General features: G+C 29.3%; 15 protein-coding genes, 1 tRNA gene and 1 pseudogene. 2 read left to right on the plus strand and 15 right to left on the minus strand.

The window, feature by feature from the left end:
* Positions 1–102 precede the first annotated feature (102 nt).
* The 4 genes from JOC62_RS14405 to mraZ form a co-directional block, all read right to left on the minus strand.
* The gene (locus JOC62_RS14405; protein WP_204595984.1) at positions 103–2,316 is read right to left on the minus strand and encodes a stage V sporulation protein D; all 2,214 of its coding nucleotides are present in this window, start codon (positions 2,314–2,316) and stop codon (positions 103–105) included.
* 84 nt (positions 2,317–2,400) lie between these two features.
* On the minus strand, positions 2,401–2,856 hold the full coding sequence (locus JOC62_RS14410; RefSeq protein WP_204595985.1) for an FtsB/FtsL family cell division protein: 456 nt from the start codon (positions 2,854–2,856) through the stop codon (positions 2,401–2,403).
* Positions 2,857–2,899: 43 nt separating this feature from the next.
* Positions 2,900–3,832, minus strand: coding sequence for a 16S rRNA (cytosine(1402)-N(4))-methyltransferase RsmH (gene rsmH, locus JOC62_RS14415; protein ID WP_204595986.1), 933 nt, complete (start codon positions 3,830–3,832; stop codon positions 2,900–2,902).
* A gap of 15 nt (positions 3,833–3,847) precedes the next feature.
* Positions 3,848–4,276 (minus strand): division/cell wall cluster transcriptional repressor MraZ, encoded by a 429-nt coding sequence (mraZ, locus tag JOC62_RS14420; protein WP_204595987.1) that lies wholly within the window; start codon positions 4,274–4,276, stop codon positions 3,848–3,850.
* A gap of 179 nt (positions 4,277–4,455) precedes the next feature.
* Here mraZ and JOC62_RS14425 point away from each other — a divergent pair.
* A tRNA-Sec gene (locus JOC62_RS14425) sits at positions 4,456–4,552 on the plus strand.
* A gap of 261 nt (positions 4,553–4,813) precedes the next feature.
* Here JOC62_RS14425 and ychF read toward each other — a convergent pair.
* Positions 4,814–5,911: a redox-regulated ATPase YchF gene (gene ychF, locus JOC62_RS14430; RefSeq protein ID WP_204595988.1), complete on the minus strand. Its 1,098-nt coding sequence runs from the start codon at positions 5,909–5,911 to the stop codon at positions 4,814–4,816.
* A 165-nt stretch (positions 5,912–6,076) separates the two neighbouring features.
* Between ychF and pdaA the strand changes: the two genes are divergently transcribed.
* Entirely contained in the window at positions 6,077–6,886 is an 810-nt protein-coding gene (gene pdaA / locus JOC62_RS14435; RefSeq protein ID WP_204595989.1) for a delta-lactam-biosynthetic de-N-acetylase, read from the plus strand.
* An 11-nt stretch (positions 6,887–6,897) separates the two neighbouring features.
* Here pdaA and JOC62_RS14440 read toward each other — a convergent pair whose 3' ends face one another.
* The 10 genes and pseudogenes from JOC62_RS14440 to JOC62_RS14485 form a co-directional block, all read right to left on the minus strand.
* The gene (locus JOC62_RS14440) at positions 6,898–7,542 is read right to left on the minus strand and encodes a cyclodeaminase/cyclohydrolase family protein (protein WP_204595990.1); all 645 of its coding nucleotides are present in this window, start codon (positions 7,540–7,542) and stop codon (positions 6,898–6,900) included.
* A gap of 110 nt (positions 7,543–7,652) precedes the next feature.
* Positions 7,653–8,198, minus strand: coding sequence for a nitroreductase family protein (locus JOC62_RS14445; protein WP_204595991.1), 546 nt, complete (start codon positions 8,196–8,198; stop codon positions 7,653–7,655).
* Positions 8,199–8,252: 54 nt separating this feature from the next.
* The gene (locus JOC62_RS14450) at positions 8,253–9,353 is read right to left on the minus strand and encodes a tetratricopeptide repeat protein (RefSeq protein WP_204595992.1); all 1,101 of its coding nucleotides are present in this window, start codon (positions 9,351–9,353) and stop codon (positions 8,253–8,255) included.
* A 60-nt stretch (positions 9,354–9,413) separates the two neighbouring features.
* Complete coding sequence (locus JOC62_RS14455; RefSeq protein ID WP_204595993.1) at positions 9,414–11,141, minus strand: phospho-sugar mutase; 1,728 nt, start codon at positions 11,139–11,141, stop codon at positions 9,414–9,416.
* A 149-nt stretch (positions 11,142–11,290) separates the two neighbouring features.
* Positions 11,291–11,896: a 50S ribosomal protein L25 gene (locus JOC62_RS14460; RefSeq protein WP_204595994.1), complete on the minus strand. Its 606-nt coding sequence runs from the start codon at positions 11,894–11,896 to the stop codon at positions 11,291–11,293.
* 268 nt (positions 11,897–12,164) lie between these two features.
* The gene (locus JOC62_RS14465) at positions 12,165–12,605 is read right to left on the minus strand and encodes a 2-thiouracil desulfurase family protein (RefSeq protein WP_204595995.1); all 441 of its coding nucleotides are present in this window, start codon (positions 12,603–12,605) and stop codon (positions 12,165–12,167) included.
* Positions 12,606–12,678: 73 nt separating this feature from the next.
* A complete protein-coding gene (locus JOC62_RS14470) occupies positions 12,679–13,629 on the minus strand; it encodes a carbohydrate kinase family protein (protein WP_204595996.1) in 951 nt (316 codons plus the stop codon).
* A gap of 264 nt (positions 13,630–13,893) precedes the next feature.
* Positions 13,894–16,254: an endonuclease MutS2 gene (locus tag JOC62_RS14475; RefSeq protein WP_204595997.1), complete on the minus strand. Its 2,361-nt coding sequence runs from the start codon at positions 16,252–16,254 to the stop codon at positions 13,894–13,896.
* 3 nt (positions 16,255–16,257) lie between these two features.
* Complete coding sequence (locus tag JOC62_RS14480) at positions 16,258–18,600, minus strand: U32 family peptidase (RefSeq protein ID WP_204595998.1); 2,343 nt, start codon at positions 18,598–18,600, stop codon at positions 16,258–16,260.
* Positions 18,601–18,715: 115 nt separating this feature from the next.
* A pseudogene (locus tag JOC62_RS14485) lies at positions 18,716–19,455 on the minus strand (hypothetical protein); the annotation flags it as partial.

A 19,455-nucleotide genomic window follows, 5' to 3' on the forward strand; every position in this document is an offset into this window, starting at 1 on the left:
ACCATCTCCTTTAAAATAATATGCAATTTACTTATTTATAATTACATTTACTATTTAAAATAGCATGTAAGGACCTCCCTACATGCTATAACAATCAAGAATTTAATCTTTATAATCTGAGTTCAAAGTTAATTTAACATTTGTTCCTTTATTAATCAATTCTCCACTTGGTACGCTTTGGTCGGTTACTTTGCCTTCACCTTCAAATTTAGCAGATATTCCAAGGCTCTTTAAAAGTTTATCAGCTGCATCTTTAGAATATCCTCTAATATCAGGCATCATAATAGCTTCTTTATTATTATCATTACCTTCAGTATATAATGTAACTTTAGTTCCTTCTTTTACTGAATAGCCTGGATATGGTTTTATACTTGTTACAGTATGACCACTACCTTCTATATTATAGTCTAATTTTGCTTCTTTTAAAATCTTTTTAGCCTCTTCAATATTTTTTCCTCTAACCTCAGGAATTACTGTATCTCTAATTATTGCAGAATCATTCTCTTTTGAGAAGTCACTTTCTAAATAATTAAATATATCTGTGAATAAAACTTTTGCAACAGGACTTGTTACGACCCCTGCATAATATGCACCATTACTTGGTTCATCAATAGTAATCATTACAGTTACCTTTGGATCACTAACAGGTGCCATTCCTACAAAGGATGATATATATTTATTTGATTCATAAGTACCATTCTCTGGATTTACCTTTTGTGCAGTACCTGTTTTACCACCAATATGATATCCTTCAATAAATGTTCCCTTCGCTGAACCTGATGTAACAACTCTTTCTAAATAAGTTCTAAGTTCTGCTGTTGTTTCTTTATCTGCAACAGTCTTCTTTGTTGGCTCAAATTTATTATCTATTACACTAACGCCTGTATCATCTTTATGAGTAACTTCTTTCATAACATGAGGCTGTATTAATTCTCCTCCGTTTGCTACTGCATTAAAAGCTGCCATAAATTGCACTGAGTTTACTGTATTAGTTTGTCCAAATGAAATTGTTGCAAGGTCAGTAGCTGAGATGTTTTTAGGATTTTTTATTATACCTGGAGCTTCTCCTGGTAAGTCTATTCCACTCTTTTTACCAAATCCAAATTTATTTATATATTCATACAACTTATCTTTTCCAAGCTTTTGTCCAAGTTCCATAAATCCTACATTACAAGAATTTTGTATTATCTCTGGGAAAGTTAATGTTCCATGACCACTAGTCTTCCAACATTTTATTTTTCTATTTCCAAAAGTTAATGAACCATTACATACGAACTTATCTGTTGCCTTTACAGTTTTCTCTTCCATAGCCGCTATAGATGTTATTACCTTAAATATTGATCCTGGCTCAAAGGTATCATTTACTAATCTATTTCTCCACATCTTTTGAACTTTATCATATTCAGTTTTTCCTGTAAATTCATCTGCACCTTTAAATGGTTCATTTGGATCAAAATCAGGCTTATTTGCCATAGCTAAAACTTCACCTGTTTTAGGATCCATTACAAGTACTGATGCAGCCTTAGCCTTATTATCTTTAAGTGCTTGTTCCGCTGCTTTTTCAGCAAATAATTGAATATGTTCATCTATTGTTAAAACTACATCCTTACCTTCAACTGGTGGAACAAACTTAGAGATAGTATAAGGTAAATCATTACTTTTACTATCTAATTCTGCTATTCTCATTCCTGGTATACCTGATAATTGATCGTTATATTGAAGTTCTACACCTGTTAACCCCTGACCATCTATATTAGTACTACCTAAAAGATGGGCTGCAAAATTTTTATTTGGATAATATCTTTTTGTATCTGGTGATACTATAACTCCACGGATACCTAAAGATTTAACTTTATCAGCTTGATCTTTTTCTATTCTTCTAATTAATGTAGCTGAGCCTGCATCAGCTCCACTTGGAAGTTTTGTATTAAGTTTCTTAAGAACATCTTCCTGTTTCATTCCAACAGCTTCTGCTATTTTAGGTGCTATATCTTCATTGCTCTTATCATCTTTATTTTTCTTAGCTCCATCATTAAGATATGCTCTTATAGAGTTTAGGTCAAAATCGACTCTATAAACATTGGCAGAAACTGCAAGTTCTTCACCATTTCTGTCTAATATCCTTCCTCTTCTAGCATCTATTTTAACTTCACTTGTCCATTGTTCTTCAGCCCTAGCTGCATATTCTTGCCTCTTAACAATCATTATGTAAGATAATCTAACTGCTAAAACTGCTAAAATTACTGTTAATAATCCAATAATTAATCTCATTCTCTTTCTAGATAATGCCCTATCTATGAAGCTTCTTTTTCTCACACTAACTCCTCCGTATAATTGCTTAAAAACACTTAGGATGCACTTTATTTAATTAAGTGCATCCATTACTTTAATAACTCAAAATTACTTATCTTCATTTCTGTTTCCTAATCCAGAAAGATAATCCTTTGATAAATCAATATCAACCTTTTTAGCATCTACTGGGGAAATCATTTTTAGTTTATTCTTAGCATTAGATTCAATATTTATTAGTGAAGCATGCTTTAACAATTCTACTCTTAGAGCTTCATTATTTGAATTAATTACCTTAATTTCATCATTTACACTTCCAACTTGCGTTTGTAAGTTATAAACTTTGGTATCTCTCCATATAGTTATAACCCCAAGAACAAAAATAACTAATGCTATTTGTAATGCTGCATTTCTTTTTTTAATTTTTTCTTGCCTAATTAATTTATTTTTTCTCTTTTTATCATCTTCAAGATTTTTGTATCTTTTATCCTTCTTTATGTCATCATATTTTCTCTGTGGAGTTACAGCTGTATTTCCTCGTACATAATCATATTCCTTCACTATCACTTTATTCACATCCCCTTATATTTATAACATAATAATAAAAAATTTATATTCTCTCAATAACTCTAAGTTTAGCACTTCTACTTCTTGGATTCTCTAGAACTTCCTCTTTTGATGGATCTATAGCTTTTCTACTTACTAATTTAACCAATGGTTCTTTACCGCATATACATATTGGAAACTCTTTTGGACAAGTACATGGATTTGCTAAATCTCTAAATTTCAACTTAACTATTCTATCCTCTAAAGAGTGGAAAGTTATAATGGCCATTCTCCCACCTTTATTCAATCTATTAACACCATCTTCAATAGCTTTATTTAATATTCTAAGTTCTCCATTAACTTCAATTCTTATAGCTTGAAAAGTTCTCTTAGCAGGGTGTGGCCCTTCCCTTCTAAGCTTTGCAGGTATTGCACTTTTTATTATGTCAACTAGTTCAAAAGTAGTTTCTATAGGCTTCTCTTCTCTTCTTTCAACTATAAAAGCTGCAATTCTTTTTGCAAATCTCTCTTCTCCATAATCTTTTATTACTTTAAATAATTCTTGCTCACTATAATTATTTATAACTTCATAAGCTGAGAAATCATTTTCTCTATTCATTCTCATATCAAGTGGAGCATCTTGCATATAACTAAATCCTCTTTCACCCTCATCTAATTGATAAGATGAAACTCCAAGATCCATTAATATCCCATCCACATTTCCAATATCTAATGTATCAATAATTTCTCCTATGTTATAAAAATTATTATGAACTAATATTTTATTCTCATAGCCTTCTAATCTTTTTCCTGCTGCCTTTAAAGCATCCTTATCTTGATCTATTCCAATTAATAAACCATCAGTTGATAATCTTTTTAATATTTGTGATGAATGTCCTGCACCACCTAATGTACAATCTACATATTTACCATCAGCTTTTATGTTTAAACCTTCTAAACATTCATTTAAAAGTACTGAAACGTGTTTAAATTCCATATCATTTTCTCCTCATCAAATCCCTAAGTCGCTCATCTTTTCTGCAATAGATTCAAAGTCAACATCAGAATTATTGTATTCTTGCCATTTTTCCCTACTCCAAATTTCTACTCTACTTAATACTCCTATACTTACTATTTCCTTTTCTATTCCAGCATATTCTTTTAAATTCTGTGGAATCAGTCCTCTTCCTTGCTTGTCTAGTTCTACTTCACAAGCCCCAGAAAAGAAAAATCTAACAAATGCCCTTGCATCTTTATTCGTAAGTGGTAGTGATTTCATTTTTTTCTCTAAAACTTCCCATTCTTCCATAGGGTATGCATATAAACAACCATCAAGGCCCTTTGTTATTACGAATTTTCCATTTAACCCTTCTCTAAGTTTTGATGGAACAATCATTCTGTTTTTGCCGTCAATACTATGATGATATTCGCCTATAAACATAATTAATCTCCCCTATTATACTTTACAGTTATTTTACTCTACTTTCAACCACTATTCACCACTTTTAACCACTTATTTTATACTATTCTATAATAATTATAAATTCCCTTCTTTTTTTGTTGACTTTTTTACTTTTATTTGACTTTTCCTTCATAGTTATGTAAAATATATTAAGTTATGGGAATAGATAAGTTCTGGTGTTCTTACCGGTCTTCAAAACCGTGTTATGGTGCTAATACTGCCATTGGTAGGTTCGATTCCTACATATTCCCGCCAAACCCAAACGATGTGTATAATAATTTTCGCATCGTTTTTTTAATTTCATCTCGCATATACTTAATATTCCACCCAAAACTTTACAAAGCTATTATTAACGGAAGTCCAATATTAATCTAATTATACATAAATTTTCTATTATATTTATAATAATTTAATTAAGAAATTTTAAAATTAAAGCGTTATTTAAATTTTATTTAGTTAAATCATTATAATTTGAAATAAAAAAAGTGGAGATTTCTCTCCACTTTTTTAAATATATTAAACGTTGAATCTAAAGTTTACTACATCTCCGTCTTTCATAACATATTCTTTACCTTCTAATCTGTAAAGCCCTTTTTCTTTAGCGGCTGCTTCTGAACCACATTCTACTAAATCATTATATCCAACAACCTCTGCTCTTATGAATCCTCTTTCTATATCTGAGTGAATCTTTCCAGCAGCTTGAGGAGCCTTTGTTCCTTGCTTTATAGTCCATGCTCTTACTTCTTGAACCCCAGCTGTTAAGTAACTAATAAGACCTAATAATTTGTATCCTTCTCTTATAAGTTGATCTAACCCTGATTCTGTTAAACCGTATTCTCCAAGCATTTCTTCTTTTTCTTCATCTTCAAGTCCTGAAAGTTCCTCTTCTATCTTAGCACTTACTATAACAATTCCTGAATTTTCGCTCTTAGCATACTCTTCTACTTTTTTAACATATTCGTTATGAGGATTTCCACTTACAACATCATCCTCTGAAACATTACATGCATATAATACTGGCTTTGAAGTAATAAGGAATAGACTCTTTACAAAAGCTTCTTCATCTTCAGTTACTTCTAAAGTTCTTACAGGTAAATTATTTTCTAAATGTGCTTTAACTCTTTCCATTAACTCATATTCAGCTTTTGCATTTTTATCTCCTGATCTTGCAAGTTTAACTGACTTTTCCATTCTTCTCTCTAAAACTTCTAAATCTGAGAATATAAGTTCTAAATTTATTGTTTCTATATCTCTTATAGGATCAACAGAACCTTCAACGTGAACTACATTTCCATCATCAAAGCATCTTACAACATGAACTATTGATGAAACTTCTCTTATATGTGATAAGAATTTATTTCCTAAACCTTCTCCTTTTGAAGCTCCTTTAACTAATCCAGCTATATCATAAAATTCTATTGAAGTATATACTTTTTTCTTAGTATTATACATTTTTTCTAATACATCTAATCTTTTATCTGGCACACTAACTACTCCAACATTTGGTTCTATAGTACAGAATGGGTAGTTTGCTGATTCCGCTCCTGCCTTTGTTATTGCATTAAATAAAGTACTCTTACCTACGTTTGGTAAACCTACGATTCCTAACTTCATTATGTACATTCCTTTCTCATTTAAACTATACCAATAAATTATACTCTACATATTGTTAATTTTCAACTTATTCAAAGATAAGAAAATTTTCTTTAAATATTACCATGTTTATTTTAAAATATTCTTCTAATAATAATACTGAAGGTTCTGATAGGAGGTTTTATTATGAAAAAAAATTTATTTAGAATAATAATGTTTTCCTCTTTTATAGTTTTAAGCATTTTAGGAGTTAAAGTATTTGCTGATAATATCGGTGATAATACAGAACTTAATTGGTATTTTGTAGGCAGAGGTAAGGATGTAACCCCAGAAGCACCTAAAGAATCAGCTTCTTTTTTAAAAGATAGCTATTCCTTTTACTTAGGAGATACTTCAAAAAAAGAGTTATATTTAACTTTTGACGAAGGATACGAAAAAGGAAACACAGAAGCAATTTTAGATATCTTAAAAGAAGTAAATGTAAAAGCTGCTTTCTTTGTTGTTAAACCTTACATAACTTCTCAAGCTGAAACTGTTAAAAGAATGGATGCAGAAGGCCACCTTGTATGCAATCATACTTCACACCATCCATCCATGGCATCTATTCAGGATACCCAAAAATTTAATAATGAATTTAAAGAAGTTGAAGATGCATACAAAAGCTTAACTGGTAAAGATATGCCAAAATATTTTAGACCCCCAATGGGTAAATACTCAAAAGCTTCTTTGCAAAAAACTAAGGACTTAGGGTATAAAACTATTTTTTGGAGTTTTGCATACAAAGACTGGTTAGTTGATAATCAGCCATCCCCTAGTTATGCAATAGATAAAATTAAAAAAGGAGTTCATCCTGGATGTATCATGTTACTTCATGCTGTATCTGATACTAATACAAAAATATTAAAAGAAGTTCTTCTTTCTTTAAAAGAAGAAGGATATGAATTTAAGACTTTAGATGAACTTCCAGATGAAATGATAATAAAAGGTGCAAGTTAACTTGCACCTTTTTATTTATATATATATTCATTTACTATATTAAGTATATCTTCTTTTTTAGTCTTAGATTCATTAAGCAAAGAATTCATTTCAGTTTCTACTTCATTAAAGAATTCCTCATCTCTTAAAGAATTTAAATTTACTTTTACATTTATAATTGAACTTTCAACTGCAGCATGTAATAAACTTGCAGCTACTCCAGCATCAGATATAAGCATCTTGTTTCCATATTCTGTTGCAAATTCTATATTATCATAAAACTTAATACACTCTCTACAAACTTTTAATGGAGAAAGCATAGCATCATATGTTTTACTTTTCAATTCTTCTTTTCTATGTATCTTCTCTACTTCAGTATCTTTAGGTAGCTTATAGCAATTCATAAGTTCATTAAAACAAGTTCTATCTTCTTCCATAAATTCAATGCAATTTGTGATAAAATTTTTACATTCTTTTTCAAGAGATATCATTTTACACTTATTTTCTTCACTTAAATTATTAAATGCCTTTTTATTTATAGTTAATGAATATACCATATTATTTAGACATCCTGCAAGTCCTGCTACAAGAGCTGCCGTACTCCCACCACCTGGTGATGGTGAATTTGAAGATAAGTCATTAAGAAACTCTTCTATTTTATAATCTTTAAATAACATTTATTAATCACTCCTAATAATAATATTAAATTATACCATCTTATCATTCTAACTTCTATTTAATTTTATATTCTAAAAAGAAAAGACTCAAATATGAGCCTTTTATCCTATTAATTCATTGTATATGGATCATTAAATTTATTTTTAAATACATAATCTCTTATGTTTTTTTCTACATTATGTTCTTTAACTTCAGCTGCGACGCCAACTGGAGAAATACCAATTATTCTATAATCATTAGGTATACCCAATAAACTCTTAACCTTGTCTTCCTCCAAAGCACCAATCCACATAGTTCCATACCCTTCAGCAGTAGCGGCAAGAATAAAATGTTCCATAGCTATAGCTCCATCTGCTATGTAAAATTCTTTCCCTTCTATCTCTCCTGACTTCTCCGGTTGAGATATTACAACAACAGCCATAGGTGCTTCAATTAAAGCCTCTTCAGCTTTATTATCTTTATTAAGAACATACTCACTTAATTTTTCTTTTATCTTAGAATCGTCTATAATTATAATTTTAAAAGATGTTCTATTCTTCCAAGATGGAGATCTCATTGCTGAATTAATCATATTATCCAAGCTACCTTTGCAAATTTCATCACCTTTGTATTTAGTAATACTTTGTCTTTTTTTTATTACATCAAAGAATTCCATTTAATTCACTCCTAATCATAAATTATATGATTAGTATTCCATCATAGAAAATAATTATTTATTTTCTTTTTTATTTATTAGCTTTTCGATCTTTTGTACAATTTCATCATCTTTATTTAATTCTTTTGCAATTCTTAAGTGTAATTTTGCATCTTCTAAATTTCCAGAATTTAAATAGCACATTATTATATTTGTGCAAATTTCAACTTCTCTAGAAGCTTCAAATGCCTTTTTAAAATATTTTATAGCTTCCTCATAATTTCCTATACATGCATAATTTAGTCCTAATTCATTAACAACTTCAAGTATTCCACTCTCTATTCTTAAACTTTCAAGTAGGTAATAAATAGCCTTCTCAAACTGCCCTACCTTTCTATAGCTTACACCTAGGTAATAGTATATTAAAGGATTTTCTTGGAATTTATCTAATAATGATAAGAACAATCCAATTGCCTTTTCAGGTTCTTCTTCCATAAGTTTAACAGCCTTTTCATAAGTCGTTACATTTTCTATATCATTCATAAGCATTTCAATCTCTGGTGTTTGTTCTCCACCTCTTCTTAAATACTCATTAATTTCAACTTTTGCTCCTTGATAGTCTGTTTTATCTTTTAAAATTATTCCTTTATAAAGATATGGCTCTTTCATTTTATTAAATAATTTTTTTGCTTCATCAATATCTTCTAATAAGACTTCTTCAAACCCACTATCTTTTTCTCTAATGCTTATTCCAATTAAAAGTAACTTTTTCATATACTCTTCATTCTCATCAACTTGAATAAGTCCTTTTAATATAAGATACGCATCTTCTAAACGATCCTCTCGAACTCTTTTAGCAACTAAACTCTTTCCACACTCTTCACTTTCAGGAATTTGCATTAATAACAGCTTATAATCTTCACTATAACTTATATCCTTATCTGCTCCTAACGTCAAAAGCATACCTTCTATAAAATAATATATTGGAAGGTTTTCTATTTTTATTTTATCTTGTATATTGCTTGTTATGTATTCTGAACTTATTGGTATAAATAATTCTTTATTTTTAAAAGAAATATACTCAGGTATGTTTATTGATTTTTTAAATCCCTCTTGATCAATTTCTAAAAATAAAAGCTTACTAAGCTTTTCTTTAAATAATGCTTTATAATCCATACAATTTCACCGCCTATAAAAAATATTGCTACCATCTTTTAAAGATGGTAGCATAATAAATTAACTTAACTTACTTTCGATTAAGCTCATTACATTTTCCTTAAATCTTACCATATCTTCTTGTGCTCCATCTAAACTACTACCTTTAACAGCAAGATATACTTTCATCTTAGGTTCAGTACCTGATGGTCTTACAACAAAAGATGAACCATTTTCAAGTATAAATTTTAACACATTTGACTTAGGTAATTCAATGTTAGTTTTAGTATTTTCAACTAAATTTTCTTCAATACTTAATTTATAATCTAATTTAACCCTAACTTTAACTCCTGAAATTTCAGTTACTTCAGTATTTCTTAATGATTCAATGCATGAAGCTATTTTTTCTTGTCCTTCTTTTCCTTTTAGTTCTATAGAAACTAGTTCTTCTTTAAAAAATCCAAATTTCTTATATAATTCATTTAGCCCTTCTGCTAAACTTAATCCCTTTTCTTTGTAGTAAAGAGTCATTTCTGATATTAACATACCTGCTATAACAGCATCTTTATCACGTACAAAATCTCCTGCTAGGTAACCATAACTTTCTTCAAATCCGAAAAGATAAGTATTGCTTCCACTTTCCTTAAATTCTCTAATTTTTTCTCCTATATATTTAAACCCAGTTAAAACATCTAGTATCTCTACATTATAGTGATTTGCTATTTCTCTTGCACCTTCTGTAGTAACAATTGTTTTGATTACAGTTCCATTTTTAGGTAGCTTTCCAGTTTCTTTTAATGAACTTAATATATAATCTGTTAATAATAGTCCTGTTTGATTTCCAGTTAGTACTTTATATTCCCCATCTGAATCTTTAACAACTACTCCAATTCTATCACAATCTGGATCTGTACCAAAAATAATATCCGGATTTTCATTCTTAGCTCTTTCTAAAGCAATTTCAAATACTTTAGGATCTTCTGGATTTGGATATGGTGCTGTTGGGAAATTTCCATCTGGAAGTTCTTGCTCCTTTACTACTGATAAATTTTCATATCCAAGCTCTTCTAAAACTCTTCTAACTGGCATATTTCCTGATCCATGAATTGGTGTATATATTATTTTTAAATCTTTAGCTTTATCTTTTACTAATTCTTTTCTAATTGTAAGACCTTTTACTTTTTCAATATAAGCCTTGTCTACTTCTTCACCAATATAATTTAATAAGCCTTCTTCTAAAGCTTTTTCTTCACTTATCATTTTTATTTCTGAGAAATCTTTAATATCGTTTGCACAATTTATAATCTTTTCAGCTTTAAGGTCTGTTACTTGACCTCCAAATTCATCATAAACTTTATAACCATTATATTCTTTTGGATTATGTGAAGCTGTAATAACAACACCGCCTGTACAATTTAAATGTCTAACTGTAAATGATAACATTGGAGTTGGTCTTAAATCTTCAAATAAATAAACTTTTATATTATTAGCAGCAAGAGTTAAAGCTGTTGCCTTTGCAAATTCCTTTGACATATTTCTTGAATCATATGCTATTGCAACTGATGGATTCTCAAATGAATCATTTAAATAGTTAGCAAACCCTTGAGTTGCTTTAGAAACAGTATATATATTCATTCTATTGCTTCCAGCACCTATAACTCCTCTTAAACCACCTGTTCCAAATTCCAAATCTTTATAGAATCTATCTTCAATTTCCTTATCATCTTTAATATTTCTTAATTCTTCTTTTGTTTCCTCATTTATTATCTCAGATGTCAACCATCTATCATATTTTTCTCTATAATTCATCTGTGAACCTCCTTTATTCTTACAGATATATTATACATCATAAGGAAAAAAATTCAAACAATTATAACTTCCTTTTTATTACAAATTATATTAAAATAACAAGAGAGGTTTCGACAAACTCAAGGAACCTCCCTTATTTTTTAATTATATTATTTATGGACTTTATCATTTATTACTTCTGATTTTTCTTCTGCCATTAAATCTGAAGTTAACTTTCTTTCGTTTGCTATAGCTGCAATAACAGTATCTAAATTTTCTAATAAAGTAATCTCTTCTCCAAATTCTAAATCGCCTAATTTATATACTGAACCATCTACCCCTTTAGACACATCTAGTTTTATAGATTTAGGTAGCTTATTTGATTCACAAGAAATTTTAACTAAATCCTTTTCTTTTTGTAGTACCGCACCTTTTTGGGTTAAGAAACCTTCACCTACATATTGTATAGGAATATCCGTTTCTATTTGTGAATTTCCATCTAAAAGTTCTAAATCTAAATGTATAACATCATGATTAATTGGTTCTCTTTGTACTTCTTTAATTAATGCACTTTTAGTTTCTCCATTGAAATTAACATTTAAAATCCCGTGTTCTCCTGAGTTTGAAATTTCTTTCCCAAGTTCTAAACACCCAACCTCAAACATTAAATTACTCATTCCTTTTCCATATATAACTCCAGGTACTAACCCCTTAGCTCTAGATTTTCTTCCACTATTACTAACTTTATTTCTTTCTTTTATTGTTAATTCGCCCATAACAATTCCTCCTACTTTCATTGCAAATTCTTTTTAATTATTCCTAAAAGTATGGAATTTTATTCATCGTTTTTAAAATTCGATCTTATCAAACAAAAAATAAGAGATATACTTATACCTCTTATCATTAATCCTTTATTATAAATCTTTTCTATAGCAATTATTATCGCTAGTATATAAATATAATAAACTTTATATGCTAGTAATAATTTATATTTATTTCGTTAATAACTTTAACCTAATTAAACAAATGTATCAAATGATAATATTATAATAAAATATCTTGAATATTATCTTCTGAGAATACTTTTATTCCATTTTTTCTAAATAATTTTGCAGTAAGTCCTTCTCCTTTTATCTTGTTTTTAGAAAATTTACCATCATAAATATAACTACTTCCGCAAGAGGGGCTCCCTTCTTTTAAAATCGCAATATTTGCATTCACTAGTTTTGCAATCTTTAATGATTCTTCTGCACCTTTTTCAAAAAATTCAGTAACGTTTTCGCCAATTTTATTAATTACCAATATTTTTTTATCTATTTTTGAAATTTCTGCTGGTAATCTCGGTGTAGTCATCCCCCCCAATTGTTCTGGACAAATCAGAACTGCTTTTCCTTCTTTGAACAATTTAACACATTGTTCATTTTCATTATTACCCCCACTATATTTACAATTACATCCACAAAGGCACGCACTAATTACCATCATAAATAACTCCTCCTTATCCTTTATTTATAGAAAAAGGCCAAAGACTTTATAGCCCTTAGCCGTAATATATTAATTAATATGTATCTTCTTCCCATTCAATCTTATTTAAATATAATTCTACATATTCATCACTCATCTTAGGATTTATAGTATCCTCATGAGAAATAGTTATAGTTGACATTGCAATTGCATATTTCACTGTATCTTTTAATGATAGATTATTCATATATCCATATCCTACACCTGCAACAAATGAATCTCCTGCTCCTGTAGTATTTTTAACAGTTACATTTTTAGCTTTAATTTTTCCTGTTTCTTCATTATTCATATAATATATACCATCAGCATCTAAACTAATAAATACATTCTCTACTCCTTGAGATAAAAAATAATCTCCAGCCTTATCTAAATCCTCTTTAGTCTTTATCGGAAAACCACAAAGAATTTCTGCTTCATATCTATTTGGTTTTATAGTATGGAAGTATTTAATTAAATGTTTAATTTTTTCTGCTTTGGCTGCTGATACTGGATCTAAAACGAACCTTGTTTTTCCCTTATATGTAGTAAGTATATATTCAAGCATCTCCGCATCGTCAGCATCAAGAATTGTATATTCAGCATTAGAAATTGCTTCTTTCTTTGAATCAATAAAATCAGTATCCATCTCATCTAAGCTTTCCATATCTACAACTGCTGATACCATATCTCCTGTATGATCTAAAATTGCCATATAAGTTGGAGTACATCCACCTTCAAGAATTAATGATTCCTCCATGTCATACCCAACCATCTTTGAATGTGATAAGATATTCCTACCATTTTCATCATCTCCTATGATTGATATAAATTTAGTATTTACTCCAACCCTTGCAAGGTTTTCAGAAATATTTCTACAAACTCCTCCAAGTGAAATTTTGATATTTCCCGGATTTGAATCTTTGCCTTTATATATGTTTCTAGTAAAGCCTAGTATATCAACAATTGATGCTCCTATAACTAGTATGTATGAATCTTTTTGTGTCATATTATCTCTCCTGTTTCTATTTCCCATTATTATAAAAAAACATACAATTATTATAAGTTACAAAAAGAAAAAAATAAAGAATATTTCTTTAATTTTTTAAAATAGTTAATGTAAAGGTTTATAAATTGTCGTATTATATCCTTTATTTAATATTTCCCTTTAAATTCGGTTAATTAACTTAAAGAGACAGTTTATTTATTTCCAAAATAAGCTGTCTCTTTTTAATTTTGTTAATTATATATTAATTTTGCATGAAAATTTATTTTACTTTAAGATAGCAATTGTTACACCATCTCCACCTTCACCATAGACTCCTAGCCTATAGCTCTTTACATGAGGATGTCTTTTTAGCATATCATTTATAGCTTTTCTAAGAACTCCAGTTCCTTTTCCATGAACTATAGTTACCTCGCCTAGATTAGCCATATAAGCGTCATCTAAGTACTTATCTGCCCTAAAGCAAGCTTCTTCAGAATCCATCCCTCTTAAATCAACCCTGCTTTCTATATTACTTAAATTCAATTTAACTTCTCTCTTTTTCTTTTCCTTTGCCTTTTTAACCGGCTTATCTAAAGCTCTTAAATCTTTAGCCTTAACACTTATTTTCATTATTCCAGCTTCAACTAGAACTTCTCCCTTGCTATCAGGAAGTGATATTATTATAACATTTTGATTTAGTGATGGAAGATATGCCTCCATTCCTAATTTAATCTCTTCTATACTTTCACCTTTTTGTTCTTTTTGAGAATAAAGTGACTTCTCTTTATTTTCCAGACTTTCTTTAAGCTTCCTTCTCTCTTCCTCAAGTCTATTTCGCCCTCCACTTGAAATACCCATTTTTTCTAGTTCTCTCATAGCCTTTAAAATTTCATCTGCTTCATCCTTAGCATTGGATATTATATCCTTAGCTTCTTTTCTAGCATCCATATATGCCTTATCTCTTGTTTTATCTAACTTCTCAAGTTTTTCTTCATATTTTCTTTTAAGCTTTAATGCATCTTCTTTAGCTAAAATAGCTTCTCTCGCATCTCTTTTTGCTATAATACTCTTTTCTTGAAGTTCTCTTATAAGATCTTCAAACTGAAGATTATCTTCAGCTATAAAATCTTTAGCCTCTTTTATTACACTTTCGCTAAGACCTAATCTCCTAGATATTTCAAAGGCATTTGATTTACCTGGAACTCCAATTAAAAGTCTATATGTAGGTCTTAAAGTTGTTACGTCAAATTCAACAGAAGCATTTTCAACATCTGGAGTTCTAAGTGCATATCCTTTAAGCTCGCTATAGTGAGTTGTAGCTACTACCTTACTTCCTCTTGCTTTTAAGTTTTCAATTATCGCTGCTGCTAGTGCTGCACCCTCTGTAGGGTCAGTACCTGCTCCAAGTTCATCAAATAGCACCAATGACTCTTTAGTTGCTTTACTCATTATATCAACTATATTTGTCATATGTGATGAGAATGTTGAAAGAGATTGTTCAATACTTTGTTCATCTCCAATATCTGCAAATATTTCATTATAAAATGCTATTTTTGAGCCTTCTTTTGCTGGTATTAAAAGTCCACACATACCCATTAAATGTATAAGCCCAATTGTTTTTAATGTAACTGTTTTACCACCAGTATTAGGTCCTGTAATCATTATTACATTATACTCTTCTCCTAAATATATATCTGAAGATATTACGTTTTTAGGGTCTATTAAAGGGTGTCTTGCTGATATCATATCAAAGCTTCCATCTTCACTTACAGTTGGATGCGTTCCATCTATACTTGATGCATAAGATCCCTTTGCAAATATAAAGTCAAGCTCACCTAATATTCTATTGTTACTTTTACATACATCAACATTATTTGAAACTTTATTTGAAAGATCTGCTAATATCCTCTCAATCTCTGCCTTTTCTTTTAGCATAAGCTCTTTAATTTCATTATTTAAATTAACTAAGCCCATAGGCTCTATAAATAATGTTGCTCCTGTTGAACTTTGATCATGAACTATACCAGGAACTTGACCCTTATATTCTACTTTAACAGGAAGTACGTATCTATCCCCTCTCATTGTATATAGATTCTCTTGAAGATATTTTGAATAGCTTCTAACTATACTATTTATTTTCTCTCTTACTGAGGAATTTTTTTCTTTTAAATTCCTTCTTATACTTCTAAGAGAAGATGATGCTCTATCACTTACTTCTTCTTCTGATACAATAGCTCTTTCTATTTCCTCTTCGAGCCCTTTTAAAGGTTCCAATATATATGCTAAATCTTCTATTCTTTCAAAAGCTATTTCAGCTTCATCTCTTTCCGTATACTTTTTAAATCTTCTTGAACATCTTAGCATATTTCCTATATTTAAAAGTTGCTCACAAGATAAAACTCCACCTTTACTAGCTCTTTCAATACCTTCACTTACATCATATAATCCCTCAAATGGTGGTGCACCTTTTGTAACTAACATATCTAAAGCTTCTTTTGTTTCTTTTAGCCCAATTTCTACCTCATATTTTGTTTCATAGGGTGCTAGTTTATCTATAAGCTTCTTTCCACCCTGTGTTTTTGAATATCTCTTTAAATTTTCTTTTACTTTTTGAAATTCTAAGACTCTAAATGTTCTTTCATTCATTTTTTATTCTACACCTCTTCTATAATGGCCTTTTGTATAATTTTTATTATCTATAATACTTTTTCCATTAAGTTCATTTATAACTCTTCTTACTTCTTCTCTACTTTCATCAGTAAAATCAAGCCTTAAACATTTAATTCCCATATCCTTTAAATCATCTATTTCTTCTATTAGGTTTATTGGAAGAGAATTTAATATATGGCTTCTACAGAATATATCAGTCATTACATTAAATTTTTCATTTACTCTATCAATTAATGTAAATGTATCTCTTTCACAAGCTTTATTGCAATCTTTATTATTGTCTTTAGCTCCAAATGTACTTCCTATTGGACAATATTCACTAATCATCAATTCTGTTTTACCATATATCACCTTAGCAACATTTCCTTTAAATCCTTTTAATGAAGCTTTCATCTCTTTTCTATTAAGTTCTTCACTAATAGTTAATATATCCATATCTTCTTTATAGAATTCTAATGTATCTTTATTAAATATATTTAATTTATAATCACCAACAATAAATAACTCATTTTTATATTTATTTATTATTCCAATATTAGATGTAAGTAGTCCCTTTATATATGGTTTGCACTCTTCTATAATCTTCACTATTGTTTTAAATTCACCCTTTATTACATTAGGCAATCTAAGTATTAAATTACATCCTTTGCTATATGCCTTAAGATCATTTACCCTTATTCCATTTTTATGTCTATTAAATATGTCCACCGCAATATACTCAAAATCATTTTTTAATTCTTCAAATTGATCTTTTAATATTACTTTCGGTAATACATCTATATTTTGGCTATTTCTATCATTTAATATAAATTTCTTTTCATTTCCATATCTTTTTCTTCTATACTTTGAACATTCTTTTTTTATTATTTGCTCAAATAGCTCTCTTCTAAGTTCATTTAACTCACCAATTCTCATGAATCCATCTTCAAATGATGAAAACTCTATTTTATTAAATCTATATGGATATTCACCTGACTTAAATAAAGCCTTTTCTATTCTCGCTTTATCTAAAGGTTTATTTGACGCTGCTTCTACAACACTTCCAGAAACCTCGTAATAATCATCTCCAAATAAAGTTCCAAGCTTAACTTCTTCATTTATTTTAAAATGAATATATCCTGTTAATTCAATTTTTCTTCCATAAGGTTTTATTCCTTCACTAAGCTCTGCAGTTAGTTTTTTATCAGACATCTTATAAAGATAATCTCCCTTTTTATATCCGATTGGGAATAATTTCACCCTATCTCCCTTTACTGCTTCTTTTACTTCATTTTTATTTTTTATGATCTTACTAGCTGTGAATCCACCATCATTAACTCTGACTCCATCACCTAAACCAATCTTCTCTTCTAATAACACTTCCCCATTTTCTAATACTTTTCCAAGTAATACGCCTGTATTTTTAGGGAAATTATAGCTCATCATATCTCTTCCAGCATTTTTATTTAAATATGCCTTTGAGAAACCTTCTCTATTAAATAATTGAAGTAGTTCTCCCTTACCTTTTTTAACATCGAATTCGTAATTATATATTTCTTTGTCTACAGCTTTTCTATAATTTCTAACTACACCTGCTACATACTCAGGTCTCTTCATTCTTCCTTCTATTTTTAATGAGTATGTACCACTATCTATTATACTTTTTACATCTTCTATAGTACAAATATCCTTTGGTGATAAAAGATATCCTCTCTTCTCTCCGCCTTTTTGTGATTTTAATGTGTATTCCATTCTGCAAGGCTGTGCACATCTTCCTCTGTTACCACTTCTGCCTCCGATCATTGAACTCATTAAACATTGTCCTGAATAACATACACAAAGTGCTCCATGTACAAACATTTCTGTTTCAATTTTCAAATCAGTTGATATATGCTTTATTTCTTCAAAAGTTAATTCTCTTGATAAAACTATTCTATGAAAGCCTTTTTCTTTAAAATACATGGCTCCTTCACCATTATGAATAGTCATTTGCGTTGAAGCATGAAGTTCAAAGTCATTATATTTTTCTTTAATTACTTTAAATAATCCTAAATCTTGAATTATAAGAGCATCTACTCCTATTTCATAAAGATATCCTGCATACTTTAATGCTTTAGGGAGTTCTTCTTCCTTTAATAAAGTATTCATTGTCACATAAACTTTCACACCATAGCTATGTGCATAATCTATTGCTTTTTTCATATTTTCATTATCAAAATTTGAAGCATAAGCTCTTGCCGAAAACTTATCTCCACCTAAATATATAGCATCTGCACCATTATTAATTGCAGCATAAAGACTTTCCATACTTCCAGCAGGTGCTAGAACCTCTATTTTTTCCATTTACATCTCTCCTATAAACTTAACCATTTGTTCTTTTCCATATCACTTTAGTTTAACCTATTACTTAGTAAAAATAAAGTACTGAGTAAATGTAAAATTACTCAGTACAAAAACTTTACCTTCTCTTTAGTAACACTGGTTGATTCTCTGCTTTAGCCTTAGTAAGTTCAATTTGAGCATCTAATAACTTCTTTTCTAAATCAAGAACTTTATACTTACTACTTTGAAGCTCTGTTCTTGTAGCTTTACCAGCTTCGATTAATGTCTTTCTATCATTTTCAAACTTAACTGTCTTTTCCTTTAATTCATCTAATATTTCTTTTTTATCTTTAACTTCTTCTTTTAATAAATCTATTTCTTCTTGAAGAGAATTTATTTCTAAATCTTTTTCTTCCTTTAAATTCTCTATATTCTGTATATTCTTTTCATTCTTAGTTTTTTCTTCTTTCATTCTACCTTTAAGTTCTTCATATTCTGATTGAAGTTTATTTAAATTAGCACTTTTTTCATCTAAATTATTTTTAGCATCCTCGTACCTAATCTCATATTCATTTATCGTGTACTCATTATTCTTAATTTCATCTTTAAACTCTTTTATTTTACTTCTAAGAATATCCATCTCAACTTGAAGAGAATCTCTATTAGTCTTTATTCTTTCAAGATCTTTAAGAATGCCTTCTCTTTCTCGTTTTACATCTTCAACTTCTTTTAATAAAACTTTATTCTTAAATAAACTACTATCAATTTCTTTCTTACTGCTTATATTCTCAGTTTCTAGTTTATTTATTTTTTTATTTAAAACTTTTTCAATATTTTCTTTTGGTGTTGTTGGTTTGGTTTTGTGTGTTGGTTTGT

It is taken from the genome of Clostridium sardiniense, from assembly GCF_016907995.1.
Classification (GTDB): Bacteria; Bacillota; Clostridia; order Clostridiales; family Clostridiaceae; genus Clostridium; species Clostridium sardiniense.

Excerpts from the sequence above, each read along its gene's own strand:
- ychF (WP_204595988.1), bottom strand. The coding sequence starts at position 5,911 with ATGAAGTTAGGAATCGTAGGTTTACCAAACGTAGGTAAGAGTACTTTA.
- JOC62_RS14480 (WP_204595998.1), bottom strand. The coding sequence starts at position 18,600 with ATGGAAAAAATAGAGGTTCTAGCACCTGCTGGAAGTATGGAAAGTCTT.
- JOC62_RS14450 (WP_204595992.1), bottom strand. The coding sequence starts at position 9,353 with ATGGATTATAAAGCATTATTTAAAGAAAAGCTTAGTAAGCTTTTATTT.
- pdaA (WP_204595989.1), top strand. The coding sequence starts at position 6,077 with ATGAAAAAAAATTTATTTAGAATAATAATGTTTTCCTCTTTTATAGTT.
- mraZ (WP_204595987.1), bottom strand. The coding sequence starts at position 4,276 with ATGTTTATAGGCGAATATCATCATAGTATTGACGGCAAAAACAGAATG.
- JOC62_RS14470 (WP_204595996.1), bottom strand. The coding sequence starts at position 13,629 with ATGACACAAAAAGATTCATACATACTAGTTATAGGAGCATCAATTGTT.
- rsmH (WP_204595986.1), bottom strand. The coding sequence starts at position 3,832 with ATGGAATTTAAACACGTTTCAGTACTTTTAAATGAATGTTTAGAAGGT.
- JOC62_RS14455 (WP_204595993.1), bottom strand. The coding sequence starts at position 11,141 with ATGAATTATAGAGAAAAATATGATAGATGGTTGACATCTGAGATAATA.
- JOC62_RS14475 (WP_204595997.1), bottom strand. The coding sequence starts at position 16,254 with ATGAATGAAAGAACATTTAGAGTCTTAGAATTTCAAAAAGTAAAAGAA.
- JOC62_RS14460 (WP_204595994.1), bottom strand. The coding sequence starts at position 11,896 with ATGGGCGAATTAACAATAAAAGAAAGAAATAAAGTTAGTAATAGTGGA.
- JOC62_RS14465 (WP_204595995.1), bottom strand. The coding sequence starts at position 12,605 with ATGATGGTAATTAGTGCGTGCCTTTGTGGATGTAATTGTAAATATAGT.
- JOC62_RS14440 (WP_204595990.1), bottom strand. The coding sequence starts at position 7,542 with ATGTTATTTAAAGATTATAAAATAGAAGAGTTTCTTAATGACTTATCT.
- JOC62_RS14445 (WP_204595991.1), bottom strand. The coding sequence starts at position 8,198 with ATGGAATTCTTTGATGTAATAAAAAAAAGACAAAGTATTACTAAATAC.